The sequence below is a fragment of the Patiriisocius marinistellae genome, assembly GCF_009014635.1.
GTDB lineage: Bacteria > Bacteroidota > Bacteroidia > Flavobacteriales > Flavobacteriaceae > Patiriisocius > Patiriisocius marinistellae.
In genome coordinates this window covers 1,251,788-1,277,444 of sequence record NZ_BKCF01000001.1, presented here as the reverse complement: position 1 = coordinate 1,277,444, position 25,657 = coordinate 1,251,788, and the positions used below count along the sequence as shown (strand labels likewise).

26 protein-coding genes are annotated in these 25,657 nt (G+C 33.6%); 10 read left to right on the top strand and 16 right to left on the bottom strand.

Annotation, left to right across the window (positions count from 1 at the left end):
* Window positions 1-19: 19 nt before the first annotated feature.
* The gene (locus GB234_RS05635; RefSeq protein WP_151893529.1) at window positions 20-652 is read left to right on the top strand and encodes a hypothetical protein; all 633 of its coding nucleotides are present in this window, start codon (window positions 20-22) and stop codon (window positions 650-652) included.
* A 70-nt stretch (window positions 653-722) separates the two neighbouring features.
* On the top strand, window positions 723-1,460 hold the full coding sequence (gene rlmB / locus GB234_RS05630) for a 23S rRNA (guanosine(2251)-2'-O)-methyltransferase RlmB (RefSeq protein ID WP_151893528.1): 738 nt from the start codon (window positions 723-725) through the stop codon (window positions 1,458-1,460).
* A 1-nt stretch (window position 1,461) separates the two neighbouring features.
* Here rlmB and GB234_RS05625 read toward each other — a convergent pair whose 3' ends face one another.
* Complete coding sequence (locus GB234_RS05625; protein ID WP_151893527.1) at window positions 1,462-2,247, bottom strand: rhomboid family intramembrane serine protease; 786 nt, start codon at window positions 2,245-2,247, stop codon at window positions 1,462-1,464.
* 89 nt (window positions 2,248-2,336) lie between these two features.
* Between GB234_RS05625 and GB234_RS05620 the strand changes: the two genes are divergently transcribed.
* On the top strand, window positions 2,337-3,626 hold the full coding sequence (locus tag GB234_RS05620; RefSeq protein WP_151893526.1) for a replication-associated recombination protein A: 1,290 nt from the start codon (window positions 2,337-2,339) through the stop codon (window positions 3,624-3,626).
* Here GB234_RS05620 and GB234_RS05615 read toward each other — a convergent pair.
* The 6 genes from GB234_RS05615 to radC all read right to left on the bottom strand — a co-directional run bounded on the left by GB234_RS05615 (window position 3,623) and on the right by radC (window position 9,200).
* A complete protein-coding gene (locus GB234_RS05615; protein ID WP_151893525.1) occupies window positions 3,623-4,387 on the bottom strand; it encodes a hypothetical protein in 765 nt (254 codons plus the stop codon). The two genes, GB234_RS05620 and GB234_RS05615, sit on opposite strands and share 4 nt — an antisense overlap.
* On the bottom strand, window positions 4,384-5,790 hold the full coding sequence (locus GB234_RS05610; protein ID WP_208997317.1) for a DUF5723 family protein: 1,407 nt from the start codon (window positions 5,788-5,790) through the stop codon (window positions 4,384-4,386). The genes GB234_RS05615 and GB234_RS05610 overlap by 4 nt, the downstream gene beginning before the upstream one ends.
* 16 nt (window positions 5,791-5,806) lie before the next feature.
* The gene (locus tag GB234_RS05605; RefSeq protein ID WP_151893523.1) at window positions 5,807-6,355 is read right to left on the bottom strand and encodes a hypothetical protein; all 549 of its coding nucleotides are present in this window, start codon (window positions 6,353-6,355) and stop codon (window positions 5,807-5,809) included.
* Window positions 6,356-6,406: 51 nt separating this feature from the next.
* A complete protein-coding gene (locus tag GB234_RS05600) occupies window positions 6,407-7,093 on the bottom strand; it encodes a YjjG family noncanonical pyrimidine nucleotidase (RefSeq protein WP_151893522.1) in 687 nt (228 codons plus the stop codon).
* Window positions 7,083-8,378 carry a DUF7033 domain-containing protein gene (locus tag GB234_RS05595; protein ID WP_151893521.1) on the bottom strand — a complete coding sequence of 432 codons (1,296 nt, stop codon included), beginning with the start codon at window positions 8,376-8,378 and terminating at the stop codon, window positions 7,083-7,085. The genes GB234_RS05600 and GB234_RS05595 overlap by 11 nt, the downstream gene beginning before the upstream one ends.
* 123 nt (window positions 8,379-8,501) lie before the next feature.
* Window positions 8,502-9,200: a RadC family protein gene (gene radC, locus GB234_RS05590; protein ID WP_151893520.1), complete on the bottom strand. Its 699-nt coding sequence runs from the start codon at window positions 9,198-9,200 to the stop codon at window positions 8,502-8,504.
* A 183-nt stretch (window positions 9,201-9,383) separates the two neighbouring features.
* On the opposite strand from radC, the gene GB234_RS05585 reads away from it, so the two are divergent.
* Both GB234_RS05585 and GB234_RS05580 read left to right on the top strand, forming a co-directional pair.
* Window positions 9,384-9,827 carry a DUF1569 domain-containing protein gene (locus tag GB234_RS05585; RefSeq protein ID WP_151893519.1) on the top strand — a complete coding sequence of 148 codons (444 nt, stop codon included), beginning with the start codon at window positions 9,384-9,386 and terminating at the stop codon, window positions 9,825-9,827.
* A 39-nt stretch (window positions 9,828-9,866) separates the two neighbouring features.
* Window positions 9,867-10,463 carry an FMN-binding negative transcriptional regulator gene (locus GB234_RS05580; protein WP_151893518.1) on the top strand — a complete coding sequence of 199 codons (597 nt, stop codon included), beginning with the start codon at window positions 9,867-9,869 and terminating at the stop codon, window positions 10,461-10,463.
* Here the strand turns inward: GB234_RS05580 and GB234_RS05575 are convergent, their stop codons facing one another.
* The 8 genes from GB234_RS05575 to GB234_RS05540 all read right to left on the bottom strand — a co-directional run bounded on the left by GB234_RS05575 (window position 10,464) and on the right by GB234_RS05540 (window position 19,260).
* Window positions 10,464-11,819: a UDP-N-acetylmuramate--L-alanine ligase gene (locus GB234_RS05575; RefSeq protein ID WP_151893517.1), complete on the bottom strand. Its 1,356-nt coding sequence runs from the start codon at window positions 11,817-11,819 to the stop codon at window positions 10,464-10,466.
* A gap of 167 nt (window positions 11,820-11,986) precedes the next feature.
* Entirely contained in the window at window positions 11,987-12,937 is a 951-nt protein-coding gene (locus GB234_RS05570; RefSeq protein WP_151893516.1) for a tetratricopeptide repeat protein, read from the bottom strand.
* 72 nt (window positions 12,938-13,009) lie between these two features.
* Window positions 13,010-13,531, bottom strand: a complete 522-nt coding sequence (locus GB234_RS05565) for a DUF4136 domain-containing protein (protein WP_151893515.1) — start codon at window positions 13,529-13,531, stop codon at window positions 13,010-13,012.
* Between the two features lie 51 nt (window positions 13,532-13,582).
* Window positions 13,583-15,541, bottom strand: a complete 1,959-nt coding sequence (locus tag GB234_RS05560; RefSeq protein ID WP_151893514.1) for a T9SS type A sorting domain-containing protein — start codon at window positions 15,539-15,541, stop codon at window positions 13,583-13,585.
* A gap of 111 nt (window positions 15,542-15,652) precedes the next feature.
* Window positions 15,653-16,780: a T9SS type A sorting domain-containing protein gene (locus tag GB234_RS05555; protein ID WP_151893513.1), complete on the bottom strand. Its 1,128-nt coding sequence runs from the start codon at window positions 16,778-16,780 to the stop codon at window positions 15,653-15,655.
* Between the two features lie 82 nt (window positions 16,781-16,862).
* Window positions 16,863-17,882 carry a GTPase ObgE gene (obgE, locus tag GB234_RS05550; protein WP_151893512.1) on the bottom strand — a complete coding sequence of 340 codons (1,020 nt, stop codon included), beginning with the start codon at window positions 17,880-17,882 and terminating at the stop codon, window positions 16,863-16,865.
* A gap of 91 nt (window positions 17,883-17,973) precedes the next feature.
* Window positions 17,974-18,363, bottom strand: coding sequence for a four helix bundle protein (locus tag GB234_RS05545; RefSeq protein WP_151893511.1), 390 nt, complete (start codon window positions 18,361-18,363; stop codon window positions 17,974-17,976).
* 84 nt (window positions 18,364-18,447) lie between these two features.
* Window positions 18,448-19,260, bottom strand: a complete 813-nt coding sequence (locus tag GB234_RS05540) for an adenylate kinase (RefSeq protein WP_308645055.1) — start codon at window positions 19,258-19,260, stop codon at window positions 18,448-18,450.
* A 130-nt stretch (window positions 19,261-19,390) separates the two neighbouring features.
* On the opposite strand from GB234_RS05540, the gene GB234_RS05535 reads away from it, so the two are divergent.
* The 5 genes from GB234_RS05535 (at window position 19,391) to GB234_RS05515 (ending at window position 24,044) form a co-directional block, all read left to right on the top strand.
* A complete protein-coding gene (locus tag GB234_RS05535; protein WP_151893510.1) occupies window positions 19,391-20,548 on the top strand; it encodes a 5-(carboxyamino)imidazole ribonucleotide synthase in 1,158 nt (385 codons plus the stop codon).
* A 75-nt stretch (window positions 20,549-20,623) separates the two neighbouring features.
* On the top strand, window positions 20,624-21,106 hold the full coding sequence (gene purE, locus GB234_RS05530) for a 5-(carboxyamino)imidazole ribonucleotide mutase (protein ID WP_151893509.1): 483 nt from the start codon (window positions 20,624-20,626) through the stop codon (window positions 21,104-21,106).
* Window positions 21,107-21,176: 70 nt separating this feature from the next.
* Window positions 21,177-23,195 (top strand): M3 family metallopeptidase, encoded by a 2,019-nt coding sequence (locus tag GB234_RS05525; protein WP_151893508.1) that lies wholly within the window; start codon window positions 21,177-21,179, stop codon window positions 23,193-23,195.
* A 46-nt stretch (window positions 23,196-23,241) separates the two neighbouring features.
* Window positions 23,242-23,592, top strand: coding sequence for an SseB family protein (locus GB234_RS05520; RefSeq protein ID WP_151893507.1), 351 nt, complete (start codon window positions 23,242-23,244; stop codon window positions 23,590-23,592).
* Between the two features lie 8 nt (window positions 23,593-23,600).
* On the top strand, window positions 23,601-24,044 hold the full coding sequence (locus GB234_RS05515; RefSeq protein ID WP_151893506.1) for a hypothetical protein: 444 nt from the start codon (window positions 23,601-23,603) through the stop codon (window positions 24,042-24,044).
* An 82-nt stretch (window positions 24,045-24,126) separates the two neighbouring features.
* Here the strand turns inward: GB234_RS05515 and GB234_RS05510 are convergent, their stop codons facing one another.
* Window positions 24,127-25,569, bottom strand: a complete 1,443-nt coding sequence (locus GB234_RS05510) for a M28 family peptidase (RefSeq protein WP_151893505.1) — start codon at window positions 25,567-25,569, stop codon at window positions 24,127-24,129.
* Between the last annotated feature and the right edge of the window lie 88 nt (window positions 25,570-25,657).

The following is a 25,657-nucleotide window of genomic DNA, read 5'->3' as shown; positions in this document are numbered from 1 at the left end:
AACATTTAATATAATTAATATGAAAAATATAAATAAAATATTTTCTCTTGCTTTTGTTGCTTTAGTTACTTCAGTAGCATTTACAAGTTGTGAAGATGAGGATAAAGCACGTTTTCCCGAGTTAACTAACGGTGGATTTGTAAAATTTGTTTCTTTACCAGAATTTAATGCTGGTGCTGATCCAACTACAGCTAGTTTCGATATGGCTGTAGAAGATCCTAATGAAAATGCTGCTCTTTATGAAATTAGAGTTCTAGGTAATTTTACAGGTGCTTCTGAAGATACTTTATCTTTTAGATCTACTACTACTTTCCCTTTTGACATTGGTTTTACAGGCGCAGACATGGCTACTTTATTTAGCGTCCCTGTAAGTACTTTTGAAACTGGTGATAGTTTTGAGTTTTTTGCTGATGTAACTACTGTTGATGGAATTGTGTATGATGGAGCTGCGTCTTCATTTATTTCTCCAACAAATAATGGAGATTTACAACCAGGTGATGCAGGATACATAGACCCTTTAAGTCCAGAATTTGTTCCTGAGCCAGGAATGTGGAATGGAGCTAACTCTGACGGTATAGTTTTAGTCTCAACTCCTAGTCTTTTAGCTGCATTTAATTGGGAAGTAACTTTTGAGGATCCTGAAGAAGATTAATTAAAAAGATGTAATGTCTTTTAACATATTAAACCATCCGCTATGCGGATGGTTTTTTTATTTTTACTTAATGAAAAAAGAAGCACTCATATTTGGAATTTACCCTGTTATTGAAGCTATAAGAGCTAATCAGTTTATAGATAAAATTTACGTACAAAAAGGCCTTAATAACCCAAAGGTTGATAGTATTATTTCTGATCTTGAAAAAACAGACACCACTATATCAACGGTCCCTTTCGAAAAAATGGATAAGCTATGCCGTAGTAATCACCAAGGTATTATTGCAATAACTTCTCCTGTTTCCTTTCATAGTATGGAAAGTGTTGTAGAAAATGTTTTAAATAGTGACAAATCTCCTTTATTTATTGTTTTAGATCAAATTAGTGATGTTCGTAATTTTGGTGCAATTTTAAGAACTGCTGAGTGTACTGGAGTTGATGCTGTTATTATACAAAAAAAAGGAGGAGCACCCGTTAGTGGAGATACTGTGAAGACGTCTGCCGGAGCTATTTACAATGTTCCCATTTGTAAGGTCGACCACATTAAAGATGCAATTTATTATCTCCAAGGTAGTGGTATAAAGACAGTAGCTGCCACAGAGAAAACTAATAACAGTTTATATAATATAGATTTTAAAGTTCCAACAGCGATAATTATGGGATCTGAAGGTACTGGTGTTTCAAAATCAGTATTAAATATCGTAGATGAAAAAGGAGCATTGCCTTTATTAGGTAAAATTAACTCACTAAATGTTTCGGTTGCTTCTGGAGCATTTCTTTACGAAATAGTACGTCAACGCCTACAATAAATTAAATATTTTCGTTATTTTTCTTTATAATAATACTGTAGTGTATTTTTAGTGGTTGTTGACTTTCAGCAAATGTATTTGATTGAGAGTCATTTGGGTCTAAAGACTCTATTTCTAGCTCTGGTTTTAATTCTATAAAATTTCCGAAGTCATCAAATTGACGCATAAAAGGATCATTCTCGGGATTATAATCATCCTGCTCCCATTCAAATTTCTTTTTCTCTACGTATTGCCCTCTAAATAAAAAAGCAAAGGTTAATCCAACTAGAAATCCTGAAAGATGTCCTTCCCAAGATATAACTGGGTCTACAGGGAAAACATACCACAGTAAACTACCATAAATAAAAACTACAGCAAATGATAAAGCTGTTAGCTGATAATGTTTAGAAATAATTCCTTTAAAAAAAAGAAATGATGCCAAAAGATAAACTACTCCACTTGCTCCTATGTGGTTTGCAGGTCTTCCTATAACCCATGTCAAAATCCCTGTTATTAACAAACCTATTATCAATATGCGCCAACGAATAGAACGATAAAAATAAAAAAGTGCACTCATAAGCACTAACATAGGAATTGAGTTATTAAATAAATGCTTTAAGCTACCATGTATAAAGGGTCCAAATAAAATTCCACGCAATCCTTCTAATTTCCCAGGTCGCACACCAAATTGTGTGAAATCTGTATTGAATCGTATTTCAAACCAAAAAACAACCCACATTATAAAAACAAATAGTAGCGGATATAAAATTACATCTAGAGAAAAGAAAAGTTTAGTCGGTTTACTCATAATTTAAATACTTCAAAAAATTAACCCAATTGTAAATTAATGATAAATTGTCAGTCAATCGAAAGTTATAATATTGTAATTTTATATTTATGAGCACTCCCCTAGCAGAAAGAATAAGACCAAAAACATTAGAAGACTATTTAAGTCAACATCACCTCATAGGTGAAGATGGCGCATTAACTGCACAGTTAAAAAGTGGCATTTTACCTTCAATGATATTTTGGGGGCCGCCGGGAACAGGAAAGACTACATTAGCTACAATTATTGCCACACAGAGCAATAGACCATTTTATCAATTAAGCGCAGTAGACAGCGGCGTTGCTGCTGTAAGAGAAGTTATTGAAAAAGCAAAAAAAGCTGATACACTTTTTACTACTAAAAACCCATTATTGTTTATTGATGAAATTCATAGATTTAGTAAATCACAACAAGACTCATTATTAGGTGCAGTTGAAAAAGGACTTGTAACACTCATAGGTGCAACAACCGAAAACCCTAGTTTTGAAGTTATCCCTGCACTTTTGTCAAGAAGCCAAGTTTATGTTTTAAAACCTTTTACAAAAACAGACTTAGAGGCATTGTTAGCTAGAGCCTTAAAAATTGATGAAAAGCTTTCTAAATATAACGTAGAACTTAAAGAAAGCGAAGCTTTAATAAGGATTTCAGGGGGGGATGCACGTAAATTATTAAATGCATTAGAACTAGTTGTACTTTCAGAAATTTCTGAAAAAAATGATGCAAAAGTTATTATTACAAATAATTTAGTCTTAAAAAAAATTCAAAAAAACACTGTTCTTTATGACAAAACTGGCGAACAGCATTACGATATTGTTTCGGCTTTTATAAAATCTATAAGAGGTAGCGATCCTAATGCAGCGGTTTATTGGTTAGCTCGTATGATTGAAGGTGGTGAAGATGTAAAATTTATTGCTCGTAGGCTTTTAATTTTAGCTTCAGAAGATATTGGAATGGCAAATCCCAATGCACTTTTACTAGCAAATAGTACATTTCAAGCCGTTACAACAATAGGCTACCCAGAAGCACGTATAATTTTAAGTCAATGTACAATTTACTTAGCAACTTCTACAAAAAGTAATGCGTCCTATATGGCCATAAATAATGCGCAACGACTTGTAAAACAAACTGGAGATTTGTCAGTGCCACTTTCAATTAGAAATGCACCCACAAAATTAATGAAGGAACTAGGTTACGGTGATAATTATGCATATGCACATAATTATGAGGGAAACTTTATAGCACATGAATTTATGCCTAAAGAATTATCAAACAAAACTTTATATACTCCTGGAAACAACTCTAAAGAAAACCAACTAAAAAAATATTTGCAAAGTTTATGGAAAGAAAAGTATAATTTTTAATTCTGAAATTTTAAAACCATATTACTATCTTCTTTATATATAACTAAATCCTTATTTGACTTAAAGGAAACAGGATATTCTTTATCTGCAATCTTACAACTGTAAGAGTTTCCTTTTTTAGTAATATCACCAATCACTAACAGTCCATTTTCGGCTAATTCAGATTCCTGAAATAAAGTAAAACCTTCAGCCGTTTTCTTTAATAAATACGCAACATCACTTAATGAGTATTGATTAAATGTATTTGATGGAACAATTGGCTTACTTAGTGTTGCAGAAGAAACTACAGCCTCTTTTTTAGAGTCAATTTCATCTATTGCACGCTCTTTAACTACTATATCATTTTGTTGTACATGAAGTTTATTAATAAACTCAAAAGCATTTCTTAATGCATCATGATATGCTTTTCTATATTCTTTAAACTTACTTGCACCAGGTTCTCCTTTATAAATTTCATTTCCTCGACAATCCTTGAGTGTAATAAAAATTTTTGTACGTGTAAAATTGCTTTCTTCTGTAATTTCTGCGGTTAAACCATCGCAAAAATCAACCTCAGGTAATTCATTTCTATAAAGAGCATTAAAACCGTTTTTATTGAATAAAAATTTGGTCAATGAATTTAATTGAAACTGATCTTCTTCAGCTAAAAAATCAAACTTCTCTGGAACAATTACAAATGAATAATCATTTATAGATTGCTGTGCAAAAGATGGTGTTGCAACATAAAAAAACAGACATACAATTAAAATTAATCTTTTCATTCTTGATCTACAATTACATTAAAACCTAGCTGTAAAGATACGCTTTTTGCTTTCGCAATATTTCCATAATCTAAGAGATTATCTGCGGCGACATAAAAATTAACTTGACCTAACTTAACCGAAACACCAAGCCCTATATTCTTTGCAGAATAACTATCTAAAGTGTAAGTTGCCTTAGCAGAAAGCCATTCAGCAAAACGTCTTCTGTAAAAAATGGTTCCTGCAATTTGTGCTCCTTTAGGCCTAAAAACACTATAGTATTGTAATCCCACAGCCTCAACTGTAGTGCGTTTACCTCCCATATTCCTACAATCACAATCACCAGATCTATTTATTGTACGTCCAAAGTTATATGTCAATCCTGCATTAATTTTTGCTGGACGAAACTGAGAATAATTAGTAGTTAGTGTATCAATAGGAATTTCACGCTCAATCTCATCTTCTAGATTATCATAGTATGGAAAAGTAGGTTCACCATCAACAATTTCTGGAAAAATTAATTCAATACCATCAAGAGTATAATTACCACTTGCTCTATAATTTTCAGTGTCTTTTCTATGAAAGATAGCTCCTAAATCAAGTATTGAAGCCGTAGCCTCTAATTGGTTTGTCACCGCATATGTTACTCCCGCATCTATTCCGACACCTACATTCCCTCCAAAAAATGCACCTCCAATTAATGAACTCGTCCTTTCCCCATTAGACTCGGCATCTCTCAAAGAGGCATAGCCAGATGTCTCTACGCCTAAATCAAGGTTAGAAATCGTATGTTCGTATACATTATTTGTTCCATCTGTTTGTGTAGTTGTAAATGTCCCAGTATTGTTTTTACTGCGGAAACTTAACATGCTTGAATACACTTTAAGCCTAAATCCCATTGTTAGTTTATTACTTACCTGTTTATTAATCCCAAAATGATAAACTGTAAATAGGTCTCCTTGTAAATTAATATCACTAAAATCAAATTCATAACCTAAATAATCTCTATTTCCTTCCCAAGCAAGGATGGCAAAGTCTTTAGGGAAATAGGCAATAACATCTAATTCTTGATATATGCCTCCAGAAAAATAAATATCATTTTTTGAACGCCAACCAAAGTTTATTAACTCCAGCTGCTGGTTGACAGTAAAGAAATCATTATTATCTAACTCAAATATTTTATCTCTTATCTTATCATTAATATCTCTCCCATCCTCACCAAAAATATCAAAGGTAGATACCCCAGAAGCTCCTGCATTTATATGTATTTGTGATAAAAAAGGGAATCCATAATGATATTGAGATTCTACATTAGTTCCTGGATTAAGCATTAATGACTGAGCAGGACTCTCCCACTCATACAAAATCTGTTTATTTTGTGCATTACAAATAGTTAGCCCTAAGACTATGTAGATAAAATACATTTTCATCGTAGTCTTGTTAATCGATTTCTAAAAAATAAGTAACCTTAGATTGTAAATTGAGATTTCCTGTCAAAGTAGCAGATGATGAAGGAATAGTCACTTTAACCACTACCCTATTTGCTGTTGTAAGTTGATCAATTTCTTCTTCTTCAACAATAGGCTCAAAAATTGTAGTCTCTATTTGCTCAGATGTTCCTTGGTTAACTGTTGTTTGCGTAGAATAAGTTAATTCATCATTTTCAGAAATGAAATCAAAATCTACTTGAAAATCTCTCGGAATTTCATTTTCAAATTTGAAGAAAAACTCTGCCCTTTTTATAGCATCACTTATATCTTCTCCATCTAAAAAATCTAAAGCAGTAGTATCTCTTACCGTAAGAATAGGTGTATTTGCAATCGAATCATAAAACTGACTTGCATTTACATCAAAATAAATTAAATTTAATTCGACAACAGGTCTAAGGGTAATTTCTTTTGATTGTTCAAAATCTGTATCTCTAACGCAAGAAGTAAATAATACACATAGTAGAGAAAAAATAAATAGGAAGTTTTTGTAGTTAAGCATTTAATTGGGGATATAGTAATCAAACGCCTCACTTTCAATATTTAGTATAAATTATAAGTGCTTTTTAATTTCTAATAAAGTATTTACAACTTTATAGGTGCTAGGTATCACTTCGTTTCGGTAGTTATAAAAAATGGTATCCATTCCTACGCTTTCAGCTCCTAGAATATCGGCATCAAAAGTATCTCCTATCATTATAGAAGTTTCAGGCGCTGCGTTTGTTTTCTCTAAGGCTGTATGAAAAACAATAGGATTGGGTTTTTTAACACCCACTTCTTCAGAGGATGTTATTGTTTTAAAATAAGGTGCTAGATTACTTCGCTCCATTTTAATATTTTGAACTTCAGCAAAACCATTTGTTATAATATGCAGTGTGTATTTATTTTTAAGGTATTCTAATAGTTCAATCGCCCCGTCAAAAAGATAATTATTTCCAGGAAGTTCATCAATATAACCATCAGATAGCGCATCTATTATTTCTAATCCATAAGTTAGACTTAGCTTTTCAAAAGTATCTTGTAGCCTACCTCTTCTTAAAACTTCTTTAGTCACACGTTCTTCTCTATATTCTTTCCAGTATGCAAAATTTATTGGCTCATAAATCTTCATGAATTCAGTTACTGGAACTTCAATATTATTAGCACTAAAAACTCGTTCAAAAGCTAGTGCTGAATTACGGTCAAAATCCCACAGCGTGTGGTCGAGATCAAAATAAACGTCCTTTATCTTATTTTTCATAGCTTGGTATCGTTTCAGAAATTAGTGTACGCCATACTTTATTATTTGGATCTATTGAAAAATCTTGATTCGAAAAAATCATAGAAAAAGTACCATTCACACTATCTACAACATCTATTATACGTGTTACTTTTTCAATAATTCCATTAGGTGATAAACGATTAAAACCTTTACTAGTGCAAGATATTGGGTAAATGATTAGTGGTGTTCTAATTTCATAATCTAAATCATAAAATAGAAATGGAGTACATGTTCCTGCTCTAAATCCCACTACGTTTTCATAAACCATTGTAAAATCTTTTTCAACCTCAAGCTCTACAAGATTTCTATAAATTTCGGGAAGGTTGACCACAAAATTTAAATTGAGAGAATTCAAAAGTTTTCGGTTAGTAATGCTTACTAACTTCAACTTTTCAATTTTCAAAATTTCATTGTTTTTAAGCGCTTTTTCAGAAACCAACAGACCCACTTGATGATAATCTGATACGGTTTTGATAAGCATTTTAAATCTTTTTCTGTGAGTATTTATACTTTCATCAAAAGAATTTGCTTCACCTAAAAGAAAAAAAACAAATAGTTTTAAGCTATTGTTTTTCGTGACATTAACTAACCACTTAAACGTATCATGCGGGTCTCTTTGAAAACCAAAAATTACCCGTGTTCTATTCAAAATTGAATTAAATCTCAACCCTATTAAATCATTAAAATAGGCTATAAAACTTCTATAAACTCCTTTTTGAATATAGGCAAAAGGCGCTTGTGCATTTGCTATTACAGCGCTTTTCATCTTTTTCTTTGGAAATATTAAACCATCAAAACTTTCTTTTAAAACAGCCTTTAGTTTGTAAGCCCAGACATCTATTACTGGAATCTCTAAAAATTGATTTTTAAAACCGATAGACTCACTTGCAGGATATCTCCCTAAGCCATCTTTAACATGTGGTTGGTATTCCTCATAACGCGAGAGTAAATAAAATGATGCCGAAAATATATCAAAAGGAATAGCACTTTTATCACTCGTTGAGAAAAAGCAAGGAACATCGTCCCATTCTTTAACAGTTACATCAACACTTTCAATTCCCATTTGATTGAGCAAGCCATGACTTTGAAAAAAAAGCTCATTTCCTAGCGCTTGTTTTCCGTAAGAAATTTTAGCACCCGTGTGACTAATAAACACTTCAATCTCCGTGGTAAACCTCACTTCAATACCAAGAATACGCGTAAATAAATGCTTAAAAGCATAGGTAACACGTGGAGTAACTTTTTGAGTAAAAATTAAAAGCATAGTGAAATTTTCGGGGAACATTTCCGCAGGCTAAAAATACAATTTTAAATATTGCTCCGTAGTAAAATTAAACATCAAGATATTCAATTCATTAAAATTTCCGAAGTGAACATTATTTAATCTTCATAAAATTCCCTCATCAGCAAAACTAAAATAACTTTTCTCAGTCACTATAACGTGGTCGAGCACTTTAATGTCTAGGCTCTCTCCAGCTTTTACAAGTTTTTGTGTTAATTGTTTGTCTGCATGACTGGGTTTAAGCGTTCCACTAGGATGATTGTGGACTAATATTAACCCCACTGCACCTAGCTGCAATGCGTTTTTAAAAGCCAATCGCACATCGACTAAAGTCCCGGTAATGCCTCCTTTACTTAGCTGTACTTTTTGTAATACCTTATTTGAATTGTCCATGTAAATAATCCAAAACTCTTCATGCGGCAGTTCTCCAATTACCGGTTGCATTAACTCAAAAACAGATGTACTGCTTGTAACTTTATGCTTTTCAAGTGCCTCGCCGGCTCTTCTTCGCCTCCCCAACTCCATTGCTGCAACAATTGAAATTGCTTTTGCTTCCCCTATTCCTTTAAATTCCATGAGTTGCGGCACTGTGAATTTTCCTAAAACGTTTAAATTATTTTCAGCTTTACCGAGGATACGTTGACTTAATGACACTGCACTTTCATTAAGACTACCGCTACCTATTAATATGGCAACAAGTTCTGCATCGCTCAATGCAGCTTTACCTTTATTCATTAATTTTTCACGTGGGCGGTCATCTTCATTCCATTGTTTTATGGAAAATGGGGTGGAGTAAAGTGTCAAATCTTTAAATTTTAAACACACTATAAATTAGGGAGATTTTAAAGATAAAGCTAATATTTAAAAGAGCTCTAACTATATTGAATTTCAATGATATAAAATATAGCAGCGTTATTTAAATCTTGCTCCTTTCTGAAATTTTAAATACTTTTAAACATATTTAAACATATTTAAACAACCAAAACCATGAAATCAATTTTCACCGAAGAAGCATTCTCCGAAATCAAAACAAGACTCAATAATCTAAATGAAGATGCTCCTCGCCAATGGGGAAAAATGACTTCTGGCCAAATGGTACATCATTGTCAATTACCTTTAAATGTAATTCTTGAAAAAGAAAAGTTTGACATGAAACCTAACTGGATTGTAAATTTACTTTTCAAAAAATCAATGTATAGCGATAAACCGTGGAGAAAAAATATGCCAACAGCTCCAGGATTTAAAGAAACTGAGCCAAGAGATTTCACATCTGAAAAAGCAAAACTTGATGAACTTATTGAAGAACTAGGAACTCAAAGAGAAAAAGAAAATTGGAAACCTCATCCAGCATTTGGTAAATTTACTAAAGAACAATGGGGAAAAATGCAATACAAGCATCTTGACCATCATTTTAGACAGTTTGGAGTATAATCAAGTTATAATTAAGAATTTTCGATTTTAAATTAACACATGTATCCTCCCAAGCATCACCAAACAAAAGATATTCAAAAAATGATTGCTGTCATTAAGCAATACCCTTTAGCTATGCTAGTTTCGGCAAATGAAGGTGTGCCCTTTGTCACTCATATTCCTATTATTTATAATGATAAAACGGGAAAATTAGTAGCTCATATTGACAAATTTAATCCGCAGGTGGTTACACTCAAAGATGACGCAGAAGTAACTGTAGTTTTTAAAGGGCCAGATTGCTATATATCACCTTCCATTTACACAACTACGCAATTACCCACTTGGAATTACATTATAGTACATATAACTGGCAAAATCACTTTAATCAACAACCCGAAAAAAGCAAAACAAACAATTATTGCAATGACGGAGTTTTTAGAACATCCAGACCACAAATACATACTAGAAAAAGAAAATCCTAGAATGGATGGAGCCATCAATTACATACAAGCATTTGATATTGAAATTACAAATTGGGAAGGTAAATTTAAACTCTCCCAAGATAAAAATACTCAAGACCAAGAAAACGCAAAACAACAACTCATAAAAAAATCCCGCGATAGTGATGCGGGATTTATTGAGGATATTTATAAATAATTATTTAATATAATCTTGCACTTCATCAAAATCTAGACCTCCATAATTACCGCTACTCATTAATAGCAACGAGGTGTTATCAAAATTTTGTGAATATAAATACGTTTTAAAATCGGCTGGGTTGGTGAATACCACCAAGTCATCTCTTTCAAAAGCTTGAGTGATTTGCGACTCTTTTATTTCGGCTAGTTGTTTGATTAGTACAGCGTGCGGAGAATAAAAAACAACAGCTTTATCTGCTGCATCTAATGCACCTTTATATTCTTTTAAAAATTCTGGGTTCAAACTACTATACGTATGCAGCTCTAAACATGCTAATAACTTTCTTTCTGGATATTGATTTTTAACAGCTTGGGTAGTCGCCCTTACTTTACTTGGTGAGTGTGCAAAATCTTTAAACGCAATGGCACTTTTGCTCTCTGCTATTTTCTCTAGACGTTTGCTCGCTCCTTTAAACGTAGCAATCGCTTCGTAGAAATCTTCTTGTTGCACACCCATTAATTGGCAAATCCATCGTGCACCTTCAAGATTATTTAAATTATGTTTTCCAAAAACTTCAATAGGCATCGGGCCATCCTCTGTCATCAATAAAGTCTCTCCATCTTCAACAGTATATTCGGGTGTTTTGTATGGGTATTTTTTAATTTGGCTTTCGGACTCCTCAACAACTCTTTTTACCTCAGCATCTTCTTCATTGTATATAATTGCTCCCCCATTAGTGATTTCAGTTAAAAAAATTTCAAATTGTTCCACATAATTCTCATAATTAGGAAATACATTAATATGGTCCCAAGCAATACCGCTCAGTAGCGCAATATTGGGTTTGTACAAATGAAATTTAGGACGTCTATCAATGGGTGAAGATAAATATTCATCGCCTTCAAGTATCATAAAATCGTTCTCCTCTGTCAAATGCACCATTGTTTCAAAACCCTCTAACTGCGCGCCCACCATATAATCAACTTCTTTTTCATGATAATGCATAACATGCAAAATCATTGAAGTTATCGTAGTTTTTCCATGCGAACCACCAATAACCACTCGCGTTTTATTTTTTGATTGTTCGTATAAAAACTCTGGATAGCTATAAATTGTTAGCCCTAATGCTTTTGCTTTTGCTAGTTCTGGATTGTCTTCTTTAGCATGCATCCCTAAAATAATGGCATCAATATCTTCGGAAATTTTCTCTGGAAACCAGCCAAATTCCTCCGGCAATAACCCTTTAGTTTCCAATCTAGCCTTTGATGGATTGAAAATTTCGTCGTCACTCCCAGTAACGTGATATCCTTTATTATGTAGTGCTAAAGCTAAGTTGTGCATGGCGCTACCACCAATGGCAATAAAATGTACTCGCATAGAAATCCCGTAAACAGGTAATTTTAATGATTAATTGATTGATTGAAATATAAAGATACGTTGTTTGAAAACGAAATAGAAATTGAAGCTTAAAAAAATAAAAATTAGAGATTGTGAACTTTTATTAATTGAGTCTAACTATTTATTACTTTTTGTAAATTATAAATTTAAAGTGCCTCAATAGATTGCTTTTCCTCTAATGCCTCTTTAAAATCTGGCCTGTTTTTTAAAGCTTTTTCGATCCAAACAAGTGCTGTTTGCTTTTTACCCTGATTTTTATAAATCTGTGCTAGCCTAAAATATGCCCAATCTTTAGGAACACCATCTTTTATATTATATGCTTTAATATAATTTTGAAGACAATCAATACCCAGTTGTGGGTCTAGATTATACTGCGCAGAGATTTTACCTATTTGGTAGTTGAGACCATTTCGCTTATGTAATTTTAACGATGCTTTTGCAGTGTCTATAGCTTCTTTGGGCTGTTTGTTTTTTTCGTAGTGGTTGGCTAGTTTTTCATACGTATGTGGCGAACCTCCTATTTCAATAGCTCTTTTGTAAAGTCTCTCAGCATCCTTCGGTCGATCGCTATACTCAGCAATGTAGCCATTAGCTAGATAACCATCAACGGGTGAAATTTCCTTTAATTGATTGGCATATTTAATTGCCTTTTTTTCACTACCACCTATAATACCCGGCAATTGAATATAAAACTCTACAAGTGCCCAGCGTGTTTCAACATGTTTAGGATCAAGTGTTGCAGCAGTTTCAAAAGCTTCTTTAATATCACTAATATACATCGCCGCTCTCAAACGGTTTATAGAAAGCGCCTTCATTCCCATAGCGCCACCGTATTTAAAATGATAATTTGCACTTGTATCATCTTCCTCAACTAAGCTTTCATAAAAATAAATTGCAGTATCCCAGTCTTTTGCGTACCCAGCAATATCCCCCAAGTATTCGCGCGTTTTCTTATCGCTTGGGTGTTCCTTTAAATACGTTTCAAATAAAGGTTTTGCGCTTCGGAAATTTTCAGCATTGTAGTATGCTACTGCTGTTTCAAAAGAGGTTTGACTTAACAAAGTAAAAGGGAGTATTAAAAAAACTAAAAATTTCATGGGGCTCAAATTTCCGAAGTAAATGTAAGTATTAAAATAGCTTTATTTAAAAACTAAAAAATATTTCTCCTATTATTTTTTGGGTGGAAATTTTGAGAGAATTGTACGCACCAAGCGATCATAAAAACTTTCCTTTTGCTCTGGAGTTGCATTTTCATTAAGCACACCAGAGGCTACTCCTTCCCAAACTAGCGGCTGGTTTGTTGTTGCTTCATGGAATGAAATTGTAAGCACATGCTCCATCTTTTTTGCGCCAACGGGAATACCTACGCTACCACCAATCCCTATACCTCCACCGCCACTTCCTAAGCCAATACCAATAACAGAACGCCGCGAAGAGGGAAGAACATCAACATAAAAATCGACAAAAAATTGATTATAATCTGTGCGTTGCCAGTCGTTTGCAATCAGTACGCTGTCAATGGAAGTTTCAATACGCTTTGTGTCAAATGGATTTACACGACTGTCCTTTTCTGTAAAAAATTGAAATGTTTTCTGAGTGGTAAAATCGGTTTCTTTGTCATAATCTACAGCGACCGAAGCGCCGCAGGATATCATTATAAGAGAGCCGAGTACAAGAGATAAAAATTTCATGGAATATTTTTTCTTCTGAAATGCAAAAACCGCACCACTCACCCCGTTGTTTTATTCTTTAACTATTTTTTTTGTGATGGTGCCTTGGGTGGTTTCTATGGTTATGAAATAGACACCGGCAGAAAAGTTTGATATGTCAATTTGTTTGTTTGAGGTTTGTAACAACGTTTTTCCAGAAATTGAGCGAATAACTACGTTATCCATTACTAGATTATTTGTTTCTATATTGAGCAGTTGTGACGTGGGGTTTGGGTAAATTTTAATCATATCAACAGAGAAATTCTCCACTACCATAAGTGTACAAGCGTCATCAATTTCATTTATAGTATTACAGCCCATTGCGTTATTGTTTACATCAAAACTACCAACATTTGGGAAAGCATCACAAACATACGCGATTGAGCAGTTGCTTAAATTAGGGTTATCAGTAATCCTAAAATCAATATTACATGCACCTGAATAAGAATCAACAAAACCATCAATTGAAGTCAAAACCTCATTACCTGAAATTGTAAATCCACAGATTGGATCTATTGCATTTGGAAAATCTAAGACCTCTAGCATATCGTTATTTTCAACAAAAAGCCTACCTGTAACAAGTAAATCATCTAACCCACTAAGTGAATTTAACACATCATTATTTTCTATGTAAAAATTATCTACAGTTTGAATACTAGAAAGTCCTTCAAGGTCTAAAAGAGCATCATTCCCAATAATATTTAATGTACTTACAGTTCCTTGTAATCCTTGTAATCCGTCCAAATTTTCTAAACTGGAGTTTACTGAAATCGACATATTCAATCCTTCTGTATTTACCAAAGAACTTAATCCTTGTAAAGAAACTAGTTCTGGATTGGATATAATTTTAAGTCTCACCGGTTCTCCAATAATAAAGCTTTGAAATGTTATAATATTTTCTAAACCATTTAAGCTTGTCAAATTAAAATTTTGTTCAATAGTTAAGTCACCTACTTGGGTTATTTGATTTAATGGCAGAAGATTTGTGATATCTTGGCCAGAAATGGTTAATCCCTCAACAAGACTTGTACAATTAGGGTATGTTGATTGAAATTCATTTACCTCGGCTTGAGAAGAAAGTGATATTACTCCAGGAGGACAAAGTAAAGTTTGACCGCAACTTTGAGCAACTTCTACTATATTTTCACAACCTGTTCCATTATTCTCAATTTCAAAATAGCCTAAATTTGTATTTCCAATATTTTCACAAACAGCTTGAATATTACATAGGGATAATGCCGGGTTATTTAATATTTTAATTCCAAAAACAAATGTTGAGTTTAAATTTTCGAATGCTGAAATATCATTTATTAAAAGGTTATCAGTAATCCAAAAACTAAAATCTAAATTGTCAATATTTTCGAAACCTGCTAAAGAAGTTACTAAATCATTATTACCTATTACTATTCGTTCAGTTACCGTTGATAAACTTTCTAATTGCTCAAAACCTATTAAACTAGGATTACCTTGACAACGAAAACCTGACACTGATTGTAAATTTTCAAAACCACTGAAAGCAAGCAAAGATGAGTTGTCATATATATCAAGAAAGCCGCCTATAGAAACTACATCTTCAAAACCATTAAAATTTTCAATATTTGGATTATCTATGATTAAAATTGTGCCTGCAACATTATTTATATTTTCTAAACCTGTGAATGACTCTAAAAGTAAATTCTGTCTTATTTCAACGTCATCATTGACTTGTGTTCCAATATTTGAAAGAGAGGTTAGGTTTATATTTGTAATAGAAGTAAAAGATATTTCAAGTCCGCCACTAATAGAGGTTATTTGACCCAAAGGAGATAAATCTGTTATATTTGATCCAGAAATAACGACTACTCCATTAATCTCCGTACAATTAGGGTACATAGTAGGAAATGAATCTATTTCAGATTGAGCACCAAAAAAAACAAAATTATCTGGTGGACACTGCCCAAAACCAACAACATTAACAAATAAAAATAAAACAGAAAGTAGTAACTTTTTCATAATCAAGAATTTTCACAAATCAAAAAAAAAAAAACATTTAAGCCTAATAAAATTTCACAAAACTTTTGAGAAAATGGTATTGACTTATAAGAGACCAATACTATTTATCTTTTACTCTTTAACTATTTTTTTTGTGATGGTGCCTTGGGAGGTTTTGATTGTTATGAAGTAAACGCCTGAATTCAAATAAGAAACATCAACTATTTTTTTGTCTGTTTTTAGTAGTTTTTTACCCTCTATTGAATATATGGAAGCACTAATATAAGCTAACATTTCAGAAATTGAAATTGTCATTTTTTCTGAGACTGGATTTGGAAAGATTGAAGTTTCGGTTTCGAGAAAAATGTCTACATTTCCTAAAACACAGGATGCTTCAATTTCTTGAATTGAACTGCAACCTGTTCCATTATCTTCAAACACTAAGAACAAGCCATTGTTGTCAAGGTTTTCACAGACTGCGGCAATAGCACAATCAGTGAGGTTCGGGTTGTAACGCAATACGATTTGAATGAATAAACTGCTGGGGATAAGGTTAGATAAACCTGATATATCGCTAAGCACGGAGTTATCAGTAATTATAAGTTGATATAAATATTCTAAATTAGAAAGGCCTTCTAAATTTTGTAGAGAAGAATTATTTCGAATCTTCAAGGATAGCATATCCTCTAATCCACTCAAACCTTCAAGACTATTTAAATGTGGATTGTTAAAGACTTCAATTTCATTACCAATATCACTCAACGACTCCACACCGGCAAGGGTTAGTAAATTTTCATTATCACCTATTATCAAATTTTCGGCATCCGTTAACGAAGAAGCTCCGTCTAATGTTTGCAACAAATTATTATTTTGAATAATTATATCATCGTCAGTTCCTGTGAACGCTCCTATTCCAGTTAAATCAATTATACTCGTATTTATTATTTTAAACTCTCCACTAACCCTTATAAGATTATCAAGACCTACAAGACTTGTTAAATTTGCAGCTCTTATTTCAAATTCCCCTGATGCTCCTATTCCTGTACCAATCATTGTAATTTGACTGAGTCCCAATAAATTAGTTATATCATTATTGCTGTTGATATGCAGTCTATTCGTAAGCTCAGTGCAGTTAGGGTAATTTAAATAAAAATTATCTATTTCTGCCTGCGAAGACAGTGTTATTGATGTTGCAGGACACTGCCCAAAACCAACAACAGTAACAAACAATAACAATATAGAAAGTACTAACTTTTTCATAATCAAGAATTTTCACAAATCAAAAAAAAAAAAACATTTAAGCCTAATAAAATTTCACAAAACTTTTGAGAAAATATTAAATTTAAACCTCATGCACAGAAGTCCCATTCAACATCCCCCACAACGTGTCTTTCAACTCCATCAAACCTAATTGGGCTACAGAACTAAAAAACAAATAAGGTATTCCCTTAAAGTCTTTGTCAAGTTCTGCTTTCATTTCGGCTTTGAGTTCTTCGTCTAGCATGTCGCTTTTTGAGATAGCGACTAGTTTATCTTTATCTAGCAATTCTGGATTGTAGCGTTTTAATTCGTCTAGTAGAATATTGTATTGTCCCCTAATATCATCTGCATCTGCCGGGATAAGAAATAGCAATGTTGAATTACGCTCGATGTGTCGTAAAAAGTAATGCCCCAGTCCTTTACCTTCGGCAGCTCCTTCTATAATTCCTGGGATATCTGCCATCACAAAGGTGCGATGGTCACGGTATTCTACAATACCAAGATTGGGTTTTAACGTCGTGAACTCGTAATTGGCAATTTTGGGCTTTGCAGCTGTAATTACAGAAAGTAGTGTAGATTTTCCAGCATTAGGAAATCCTACCAATCCCACATCTGCAAGTACTTTCATTTCCAGTGTAAAGTCCCCCTCTTCACCATCCATTCCTGGCTGTGCATAACGAGGCGTTTGGTTTGTCGAACTTTTAAAGTGATTATTCCCTCGTCCACCTTTTCCTCCTTTTGCGATGACAAGCTCTTCGCCATGCTCCATGAGTTCTTTCATCTTTTCGCCAGTCTCGGTATTAATCACTAACGTACCGAGTGGTACTTGTATATAAATATCAGCACCATCAGCACCAGTACTTGTTTGTTTGCTTCCGTGTTCACCGTGTCCCGCTCTATAATGACGCTTAAACTTGAGATGATGCAATGTCCACATATTGCTGTTCGCAACAAGGATTATATGACCTCCACGACCACCATCGCCACCATCAGGTCCTCCCTTTGGGATATACTTTTCACGACGCAAGTGCGCGCTCCCCTGTCCACCTTTACCAGATTCTACATGGATTTTTACATAATCTACAAAATTGCCTTCAGTCATATTCGAGTTATAATGTTTGTGGTTTATTGTTTATGGTTGTTTTCTCGCTTACGCTAGGTTGACCGGTTGATTTTATAACTTCAATTAAAAGTTACTTAAATTTTTGTCCTTTAAATTCTGTCTTTCTTAAATAGAACATAAAGGCACCTATTTTATTTATTTCTATATCGCAAAGCTCAAGAAGCTCTTTTTGTTTTTCTTCGGAAATGTAGTTTTTATCATAACACCTATACAATTGAGATTTTAGCTCTGTTACTGAACCTTTTGCATAACTTAAAAAATTATGAAACTCTTTGTTTCCATCTCTTCCAAAACCTTCAGCTATATTATCCATAATAGAACCTGAACTTCCTTCCATTTGATTACGCAGTCTATAGTTTTTACCTAGTTCAGTATTTTGAAATAAGAATTCAACTATTTGACAAATTTTTCGTCCACGCTGCCAAATTTCTAAATCCTCAAACTTTTTAATAGTTCCCATAAATTAAAATTTAAAAACAGTAACTAAATTAAAAGTTACTGTAAAATTAAGGGGAACAATAAACTACAAACAACAAACTATAGACTACAGTTTATCAATCACCGTACTTAATCTAGCGGTAATCTCCTCAACACTACCTACGCCATCAACTCCAAAATATTTATCCTCCTTTTGATAATATTCCTTCAAAATATCTGTCTTACGGTAGTACTCTGCAATACGTTCTCTTATTACATCTTCATTTGCATCATCTGCTCTTCCACTTGACTTTCCTCTTTCTAAAAGTCGTTTGACAAGTACTTCATCATCAACCTCAAGTGCAACCATTGCATCAACCTCAGTCCCTTTTTCGGTAAGGAATTCTGTTAAAACTTTTGCTTGTTCTTTTGTGCGTGGGTATCCATCAAAAATAAAACCGTTAGGCTTTTCTTCTAATCTTCTTGTTACTTCGGCCTTTAGCATATCGTTCGTCACGCTGTCTGGTACAAGGTGTCCTTTTTCGGTATAGGTTTTTGCTAGTTTACCTAACTCTGTTCCATTTTTCATGTTGTAACGAAACATATCACCCGTTGAAAGATGTATCAATTTATAGGTCTCTTTCAAAACTTCTGCCTGTGTTCCTTTCCCCGCTCCAGGAGGGCCAAATAGTACGATATTCTTCATATTCATTACCCGCGCATGCGGATATTTTTTTAATTCAACTTCTGTTTTTTCTTCTTCGGAAATGTTAATTAAATCATCACCCGAATTGTTTTTTAAATCATTCCCGCTAATGCTCTTTGATGCGCTAGAATGTTTCAACTTACTACTATTTCCGAAGAAATTATGTATCCAATTCCACATAGCAATAAACATTCCAATTAATTTAAAAAACGGTATCGTTAAAATACCGCGCAAAGATACCGTTTTAAAAGGAAAAATAAGAAGGAGAAAAGAAGAAAGACTGCTAGGGTTTAACGTGTTACTTTCATGTATTCAAACTTGGATTTCAATTTCGATTTCAACTTCAACATTGTATCTTTGTAATATGGCAAATTATTTTTCTTCAAAGTTCACACTCGGAATATTAGGCGGCGGTCAATTGGGCAAAATGATGCTCTACGAAACACGCAAATTTGATATCACTACACATGTGCTTGACCCTAGTAATGAAGCACCTTGCAAGATTTCTTGCGATGTATTTGAACAAGGAGATTTAATGGATTATGACACGGTTGTTTCCTTTGGAAAAAAAGTAGACGTGCTTACTTTTGAAATTGAAGGCGTTAATATTGATGCGCTTGAAACGCTCGAAAATGAAGGAATAAAAGTTTTTCCTTCATCAAAAACATTACGAAACATTCAAAATAAAGGGGTACAAAAGCAATTTTATGCTGACCACAGTATACCCACTTCGCCTTTTACAAGATTTGCAGATAAATTTGAATTGACAGAAGCAATTGTTCGTAAAGATGTTTCTTTTCCATTTGTGTGGAAAAGTTGCACAGGCGGTTATGATGGAAAAGGTGTTGCTGTTATTCGCACTGCCGAAGACGTAATCCCATTACCCGAAGTTGAATGCATCGCTGAGGATTTAGTTCCTTTTAAAAATGAATTAGCAGTTATAGTAGCACGCAACCCATCTGGAGAAGTAAAAACATATCCGGTGGTAGAAATGGAATTTCATCCTGAAGCTAACCAAGTTGAATATGTAATCTGCCCTGCAAGAATTACTAATGAGGTTGCAACAAAGGCAAGGGCTGTAGCCGCTAAAGTTTCCGAAGCATTTAAACATGTGGGGCTTTTAGCCGTTGAATTATTTCAAACAGAAGACGATGATATTATTGTAAACGAAGTAGCTCCACGTCCTCATAATAGTGGACATTATAGTATTGAAGCAAGTTATACAAACCAGTTTGAGCAACACATAAGAGCAATCTTAGATTTACCGTTAGGAAAAACCGATAGCAAAGCTGCTGGAATTATGGTTAATTTAACTGGTGCAGAAGGTCACACAGGAAATGTACATTATGAAAATATTGAAAAAATAATGGCAATGGATGGCGTAACTCCACACATTTATGGTAAGAAACAAACAAGGCCTTTTAGAAAAATGGGTCATGTTACTATTGTCAATGAAGATGTAGCTAAAGCAAGAGAAATCGCCGAAATTGTAAAAGAAAGTATTAACGTAATAAGTGGATAAATTAAACCTTTGCAATTTTTGCAATCGTTCAAAAAAATATTAATTAAAAGCTACCCGTCTCTGCGGGAAACAAATATGAAAGTAGCAATAATTATGGGTAGTACCAGCGACATGCCAGTTATGCAAGACGCCATTGACATTTTAAGAGGATTTGATATTGAGATAGAAGTTGATATAGTTTCGGCACATCGCACACCAGAAAAGTTATTCGATTTTAGCAAAAATGCACATAATCGTGATATTAAAGTTATTATTGCTGGGGCAGGCGGAGCAGCTCATTTACCTGGAATGGTAGCATCATTATCACCACTTCCTGTAATTGGAGTTCCTGTAAAATCTAGCAATTCAATTGACGGTTGGGACAGTGTACTTTCCATTTTACAAATGCCAGGCGGTGTTCCCGTTGCTACAGTTGCACTAAATGGCGCTAAAAACGCTGGCATACTCGCGGCTCAAATTATTAGTACTGCAGATAAATGTGTGCTTGATAAGGTAATCGCCTATAAAGAAGGATTAAAAATAAAAGTTGAGGAAGGTGCTAAAGCAGTAAAGCAATAGACAGTTTCAAAAATCGACAATAAACAAAAGACCTTAAACTTCTCATCTCATAAACTCATAGACTATTTTTATGAAAAACCCATTATTATCAACTTTTGATACAGCTCCATTCTCTCAAATTAAGAATGAACATTATCTCCCTGCAATAAAAGAATTGATTTCATTAACAAATTCTGAAATTTCAAACATTACAGAAAATAGTGATGCACCTACATTTGCAAATACAGTTGAAGCATTAGAAAATACCGGAAGCCAGCTCGATAGAGCCACAAGTATTTTTTTTAATTTAAACAGCGCTGAAACCAACGACGAAATTCAGAAAATTGCTCAAGAAGCATCTCCCCTTTTAACCGAATTTTCAAACGATCTTCTTCTCAATGAAAAATTATTTGCTCGTGTAAAAAATGTTTTTGATAGCCGAAATGAACTTGATTTAAACATAGAGCAAACTACACTTCTTGAAAAGCAATATAAAGGTTTTGCAAGAAATGGAGCTAATCTTAATGAAGACGAAAAAACAAAGCTTCGTAAAATTGATACAGAACTCTCAAAGCTGTCTCTCACTTTTGGAGAAAACGTATTAGCTGCTACAAATGCATATCATTTGCATTTGACGAATGAAGAGGACTTAGCTGGATTACCTGAAGGCGAAAAAGAAGCTGCTGCTCAAGTTGCAATGGAAAAAGAATTAGAGGGTTGGGTTATTACATTAGACTATCCCAGCTACATTCCTTTTATGAAATATGCTGAAAATCGTGAACTTAGAAAAAAGCTTTCTTTAGCTTTTGGAGCACGTGCATTTTCAAAAGGAGTAAATAATAATGAGGAGAACGTTTTGAAAATTGTCAACTTGAGACATCAAAGAGCACGACTTTTAGGATATAAAAGTCACGCACATTTTGTTCTTGAAGAACGCATGGCAAAAACGCCTCAAACGGTTTTAGATTTTTCAAACGAGTTACTTCAAAAAGCAAAACCTGCCGCTCAAAAGGAATTTGATGAGCTTGAGGCATTTGCTAAAAAAGCAGACAGTATAAACCAATTGCAAAAATGGGATAGCGCCTTTTATGCTGAAAAGTTAAAACAACAAAAATTTAGCTTAGATGATGAAAAGTTAAAGCCCTATTTTAAACTAGAAAACGTAATTGATGGGGTATTTACAGTAGCTCAAAAGTTATTTGGGCTTCAATTTGAAGTTGACACTACTATTGACAAATACCATGAAGATGTAAAAACGTATCGCGTTAAAGATGCAGATGGCGCATTAGTATCAATCTTTTATGCAGATTTTCATCCTCGTGCTGGAAAAAGAGGTGGTGCTTGGATGACAAGCTATAAACCTCAACAAAAAATAAATGGTATAAACGACAGACCACATGTTTCTATCGTTTGTAATTTTACAAAGCCAACAACAAGCAAACCCTCACTATTAACTTTTAATGAGGTTACAACGTTGTTTCATGAGTTTGGCCATGCATTGCACGGGATGCTTGCTAACACAACTTATAAAGGATTAAGTGGCACTAGTGTTCATTGGGATTTTGTAGAATTACCGAGTCAAGTTTTAGAAAATTGGTGTTATGAAAAAGAAACGCTAGAGCTGTTTGCAAAACACTATGAAACAGGAGAGGTAATTCCTATGGAGCTGGTCCAAAGGATAAAAGAAAGCGCTACGTTTCATGAAGGAATGCAAACATTGCGTCAGTTAAGTTTTGGATTATTAGATATGCAATGGCATGGAAGCGACCCGTCAACTATTAAAGATGTAAAAGCGTTTGAGGAAAAAGCGTTTGAAGATACTTCTTTATATCCAGACACCCCTGAGACCTGTATGAGTACTGCTTTTTCCCATATTTTTCAAGGAGGATATTCGGCCGGGTATTATAGCTATAAATGGGCAGAAGTTCTTGATGCAGATGCTTTTGCTTATTTTAAAGAAGAAGGTATTTTTAGCAAAAAGGTTGCAGATAAATTTAAAAACTTTGTCCTTTCACAAGGCGGAACACAAGACCCTATGGAATTGTATATCAAATTTAGAGGTAAAAAACCAAATCCAGATGCATTATTAGAACGTGCTGGATTGTTGTAAAGTTAAAAAACATACTAATAGAAATTTGCAGGAGCAGAAAATACATATGAGCAATAAAGAAATTTTTAAAGACAAAGTAGTTATTCTTTTATCTCAACAAACTGATGTAAAATCAAACGTGATTGAAATTCAAGATTTTGTTGAAAAAGGAAAACCATTTATTCCTGTCTTTACCTCAAAAGAAAAAATGATGGAATCTACGCAGGGTTCAGAATTGCCTTTTCCTAAGTACAAGATTGAGGGATTATTTTTATTAGGAATGATGAATGGTAATGAAATATTGAGAGTAAATCCAGGTTTAAAAGACGAGGCTTATTTTATAGCTTCAGATTTAAAAGAGGAATTTTTGGATGACATTGAAAAATTAATGAAAGAAGTAAATTCTAAAAATAAATAATTTGTTTGATGAAAAATCTACTATTACTTTTTGCGTTAACGGGTATATTTTCTTGTAATCAAAAAGGAACTAAAAAGGCTAATGAAACTAAAATTTCCGAAGAAATTACAAAAGAAAGTCTAACTACAAATGACTTAGAAAACTCAGAGATTTTCAAAATGCTTCAAGGAAGTTGGGTAAACAATTTAGACCCATTAAGTACGCTAACTTTTAATGGAAAAAGTGTTACAAATGCCTATCAAGACACCTTGAGCGTTAGAACAGTAGGGTTTGTTCTAGGTAATAGTTGTCTTAACGCTCCTTCTATAAGCAATGAAAAAGAAGCAGATTTATATATTACAACTACTGGTAATATGAGCGAATGCTATTTTATTAAAAAGCTAAACGATACGATTCTAAAGATTAATTTTGTTGACGGAAATATTGATTTGACTTTTAACAAAAAGCGATAAAGCATTTTAAATTTCAGCAAAAAACAAAACGCTCTTATTTATATAAATAAGAGCGTTTTGTTTTTAAGAAAATTAAGCAGGTTTATTTAATAATTACCTTTTTTGAAACCGCTCCTTTGCCATCTGTTACAAAATTAGCAATGTATAATCCAGATGTAAAGTTTGATGTATTAATAGTTCCTTGAGCTGATTTAATCTCTTGCGTTGTAACAAGTTTACCACTAATATCATATAAGTTAATCACAGTAAAATCTTGATTTGTTGCAGTAATATTATAATTTATAACTCCATTGCTAGTAAAAACATTTACCGCATTTATTGTTACATCATCAAGCCCCAAAGCACCTTCGCTTTTTGAAGCTTCAATTAAAAACTCCACACACAGTTTTGCAAATTTTGTAGCATGTGTAGCTGTTCCTATTGCTGCATATGTATCATTTGGCGTATGGATTGCAGGATTGTGAGCTCCAAAATTAGCTTCAAATGGAAAAGACGCCATGTAACCCTCTGCAGTCCAACTTGCATGGTCAGAACAACCATAGTTACATAGTGAGGTTCCATAGGTGATTTCGTTTGCACCGCTGCCATTATAATGGTCTAACAAGCTCATTAAATAATTATTTAACGTTGCATTTGTAAAGTCTGTAACAAATGAAATATCGTTAGCAGACCCATTAAAGTTTGTCATATCAAATTGTACAACTGCACCTACATCAATGTCATTGTCTGCATATTCTTCAGCAATTTCAGCAGAACCTACAAGACCAATTTCCTCAGCAGAATATGCCATTATTTCAATAGTTCTTTTAGGAACAAAACCTATTTCAAAAAGACTTCTTGTTGCTTCAGTTATAGTTGCAATTCCTGAAGCATCATCATCTGCTCCTGGAGCATTTGTTTGAGCTTGCGAAGATGTTGAATCAAGGTGCCCTCCTACTATTACAAACTCTTCTGGAAATTCTGCTCCTTGGATAGTCATTATTACAGATGGCATGTTTGTATTCACATGATTAAATAAACGCACGCTTACATCTGTACGATTATACGATGCCGCCATAGCCTCCCACCTTGCTTTAAGGTCTACAGATGCTTGCATACCACTAGACGTTGCGTGATGACGAGTACCATAAGCCTCTAACTCCATAATATGACTTTCAATATTAGAGGTATTTATTTCTGCAATTGCTTGATTTACTAAAACATCTTCTGTAATTGTAAAGTCAATAACACTTCTAGTTGGGCTTTGTGACTTATTCAAACTTTCTAAAACGGCAGCTTCACTTGCCTTAAAAATGTAACCAGGTCCATGTACTAATACTCTATCATGTAATTCATGACCTGCAAACTCAGTCATATATACAGCAGCTTCATTCCCATTAGTCGCAATAATTGTTACTTGGCTAGGAAAATCGGCTTTTAATTCTTCGGCATCATGCAACGCCATTTTTGCGTAAAACCTTTCAGTTTGTACTTGTGCATGCATTGAACTAACACATAGCAATAAGAGAATAATAATCTTTTTCATAAAGTTAATTTTTCTCAAATTTACTTTTTTATATATAACATTAACTGTTGTAAATTGTTAAAACATCATTGTATTATCTCATATTAAA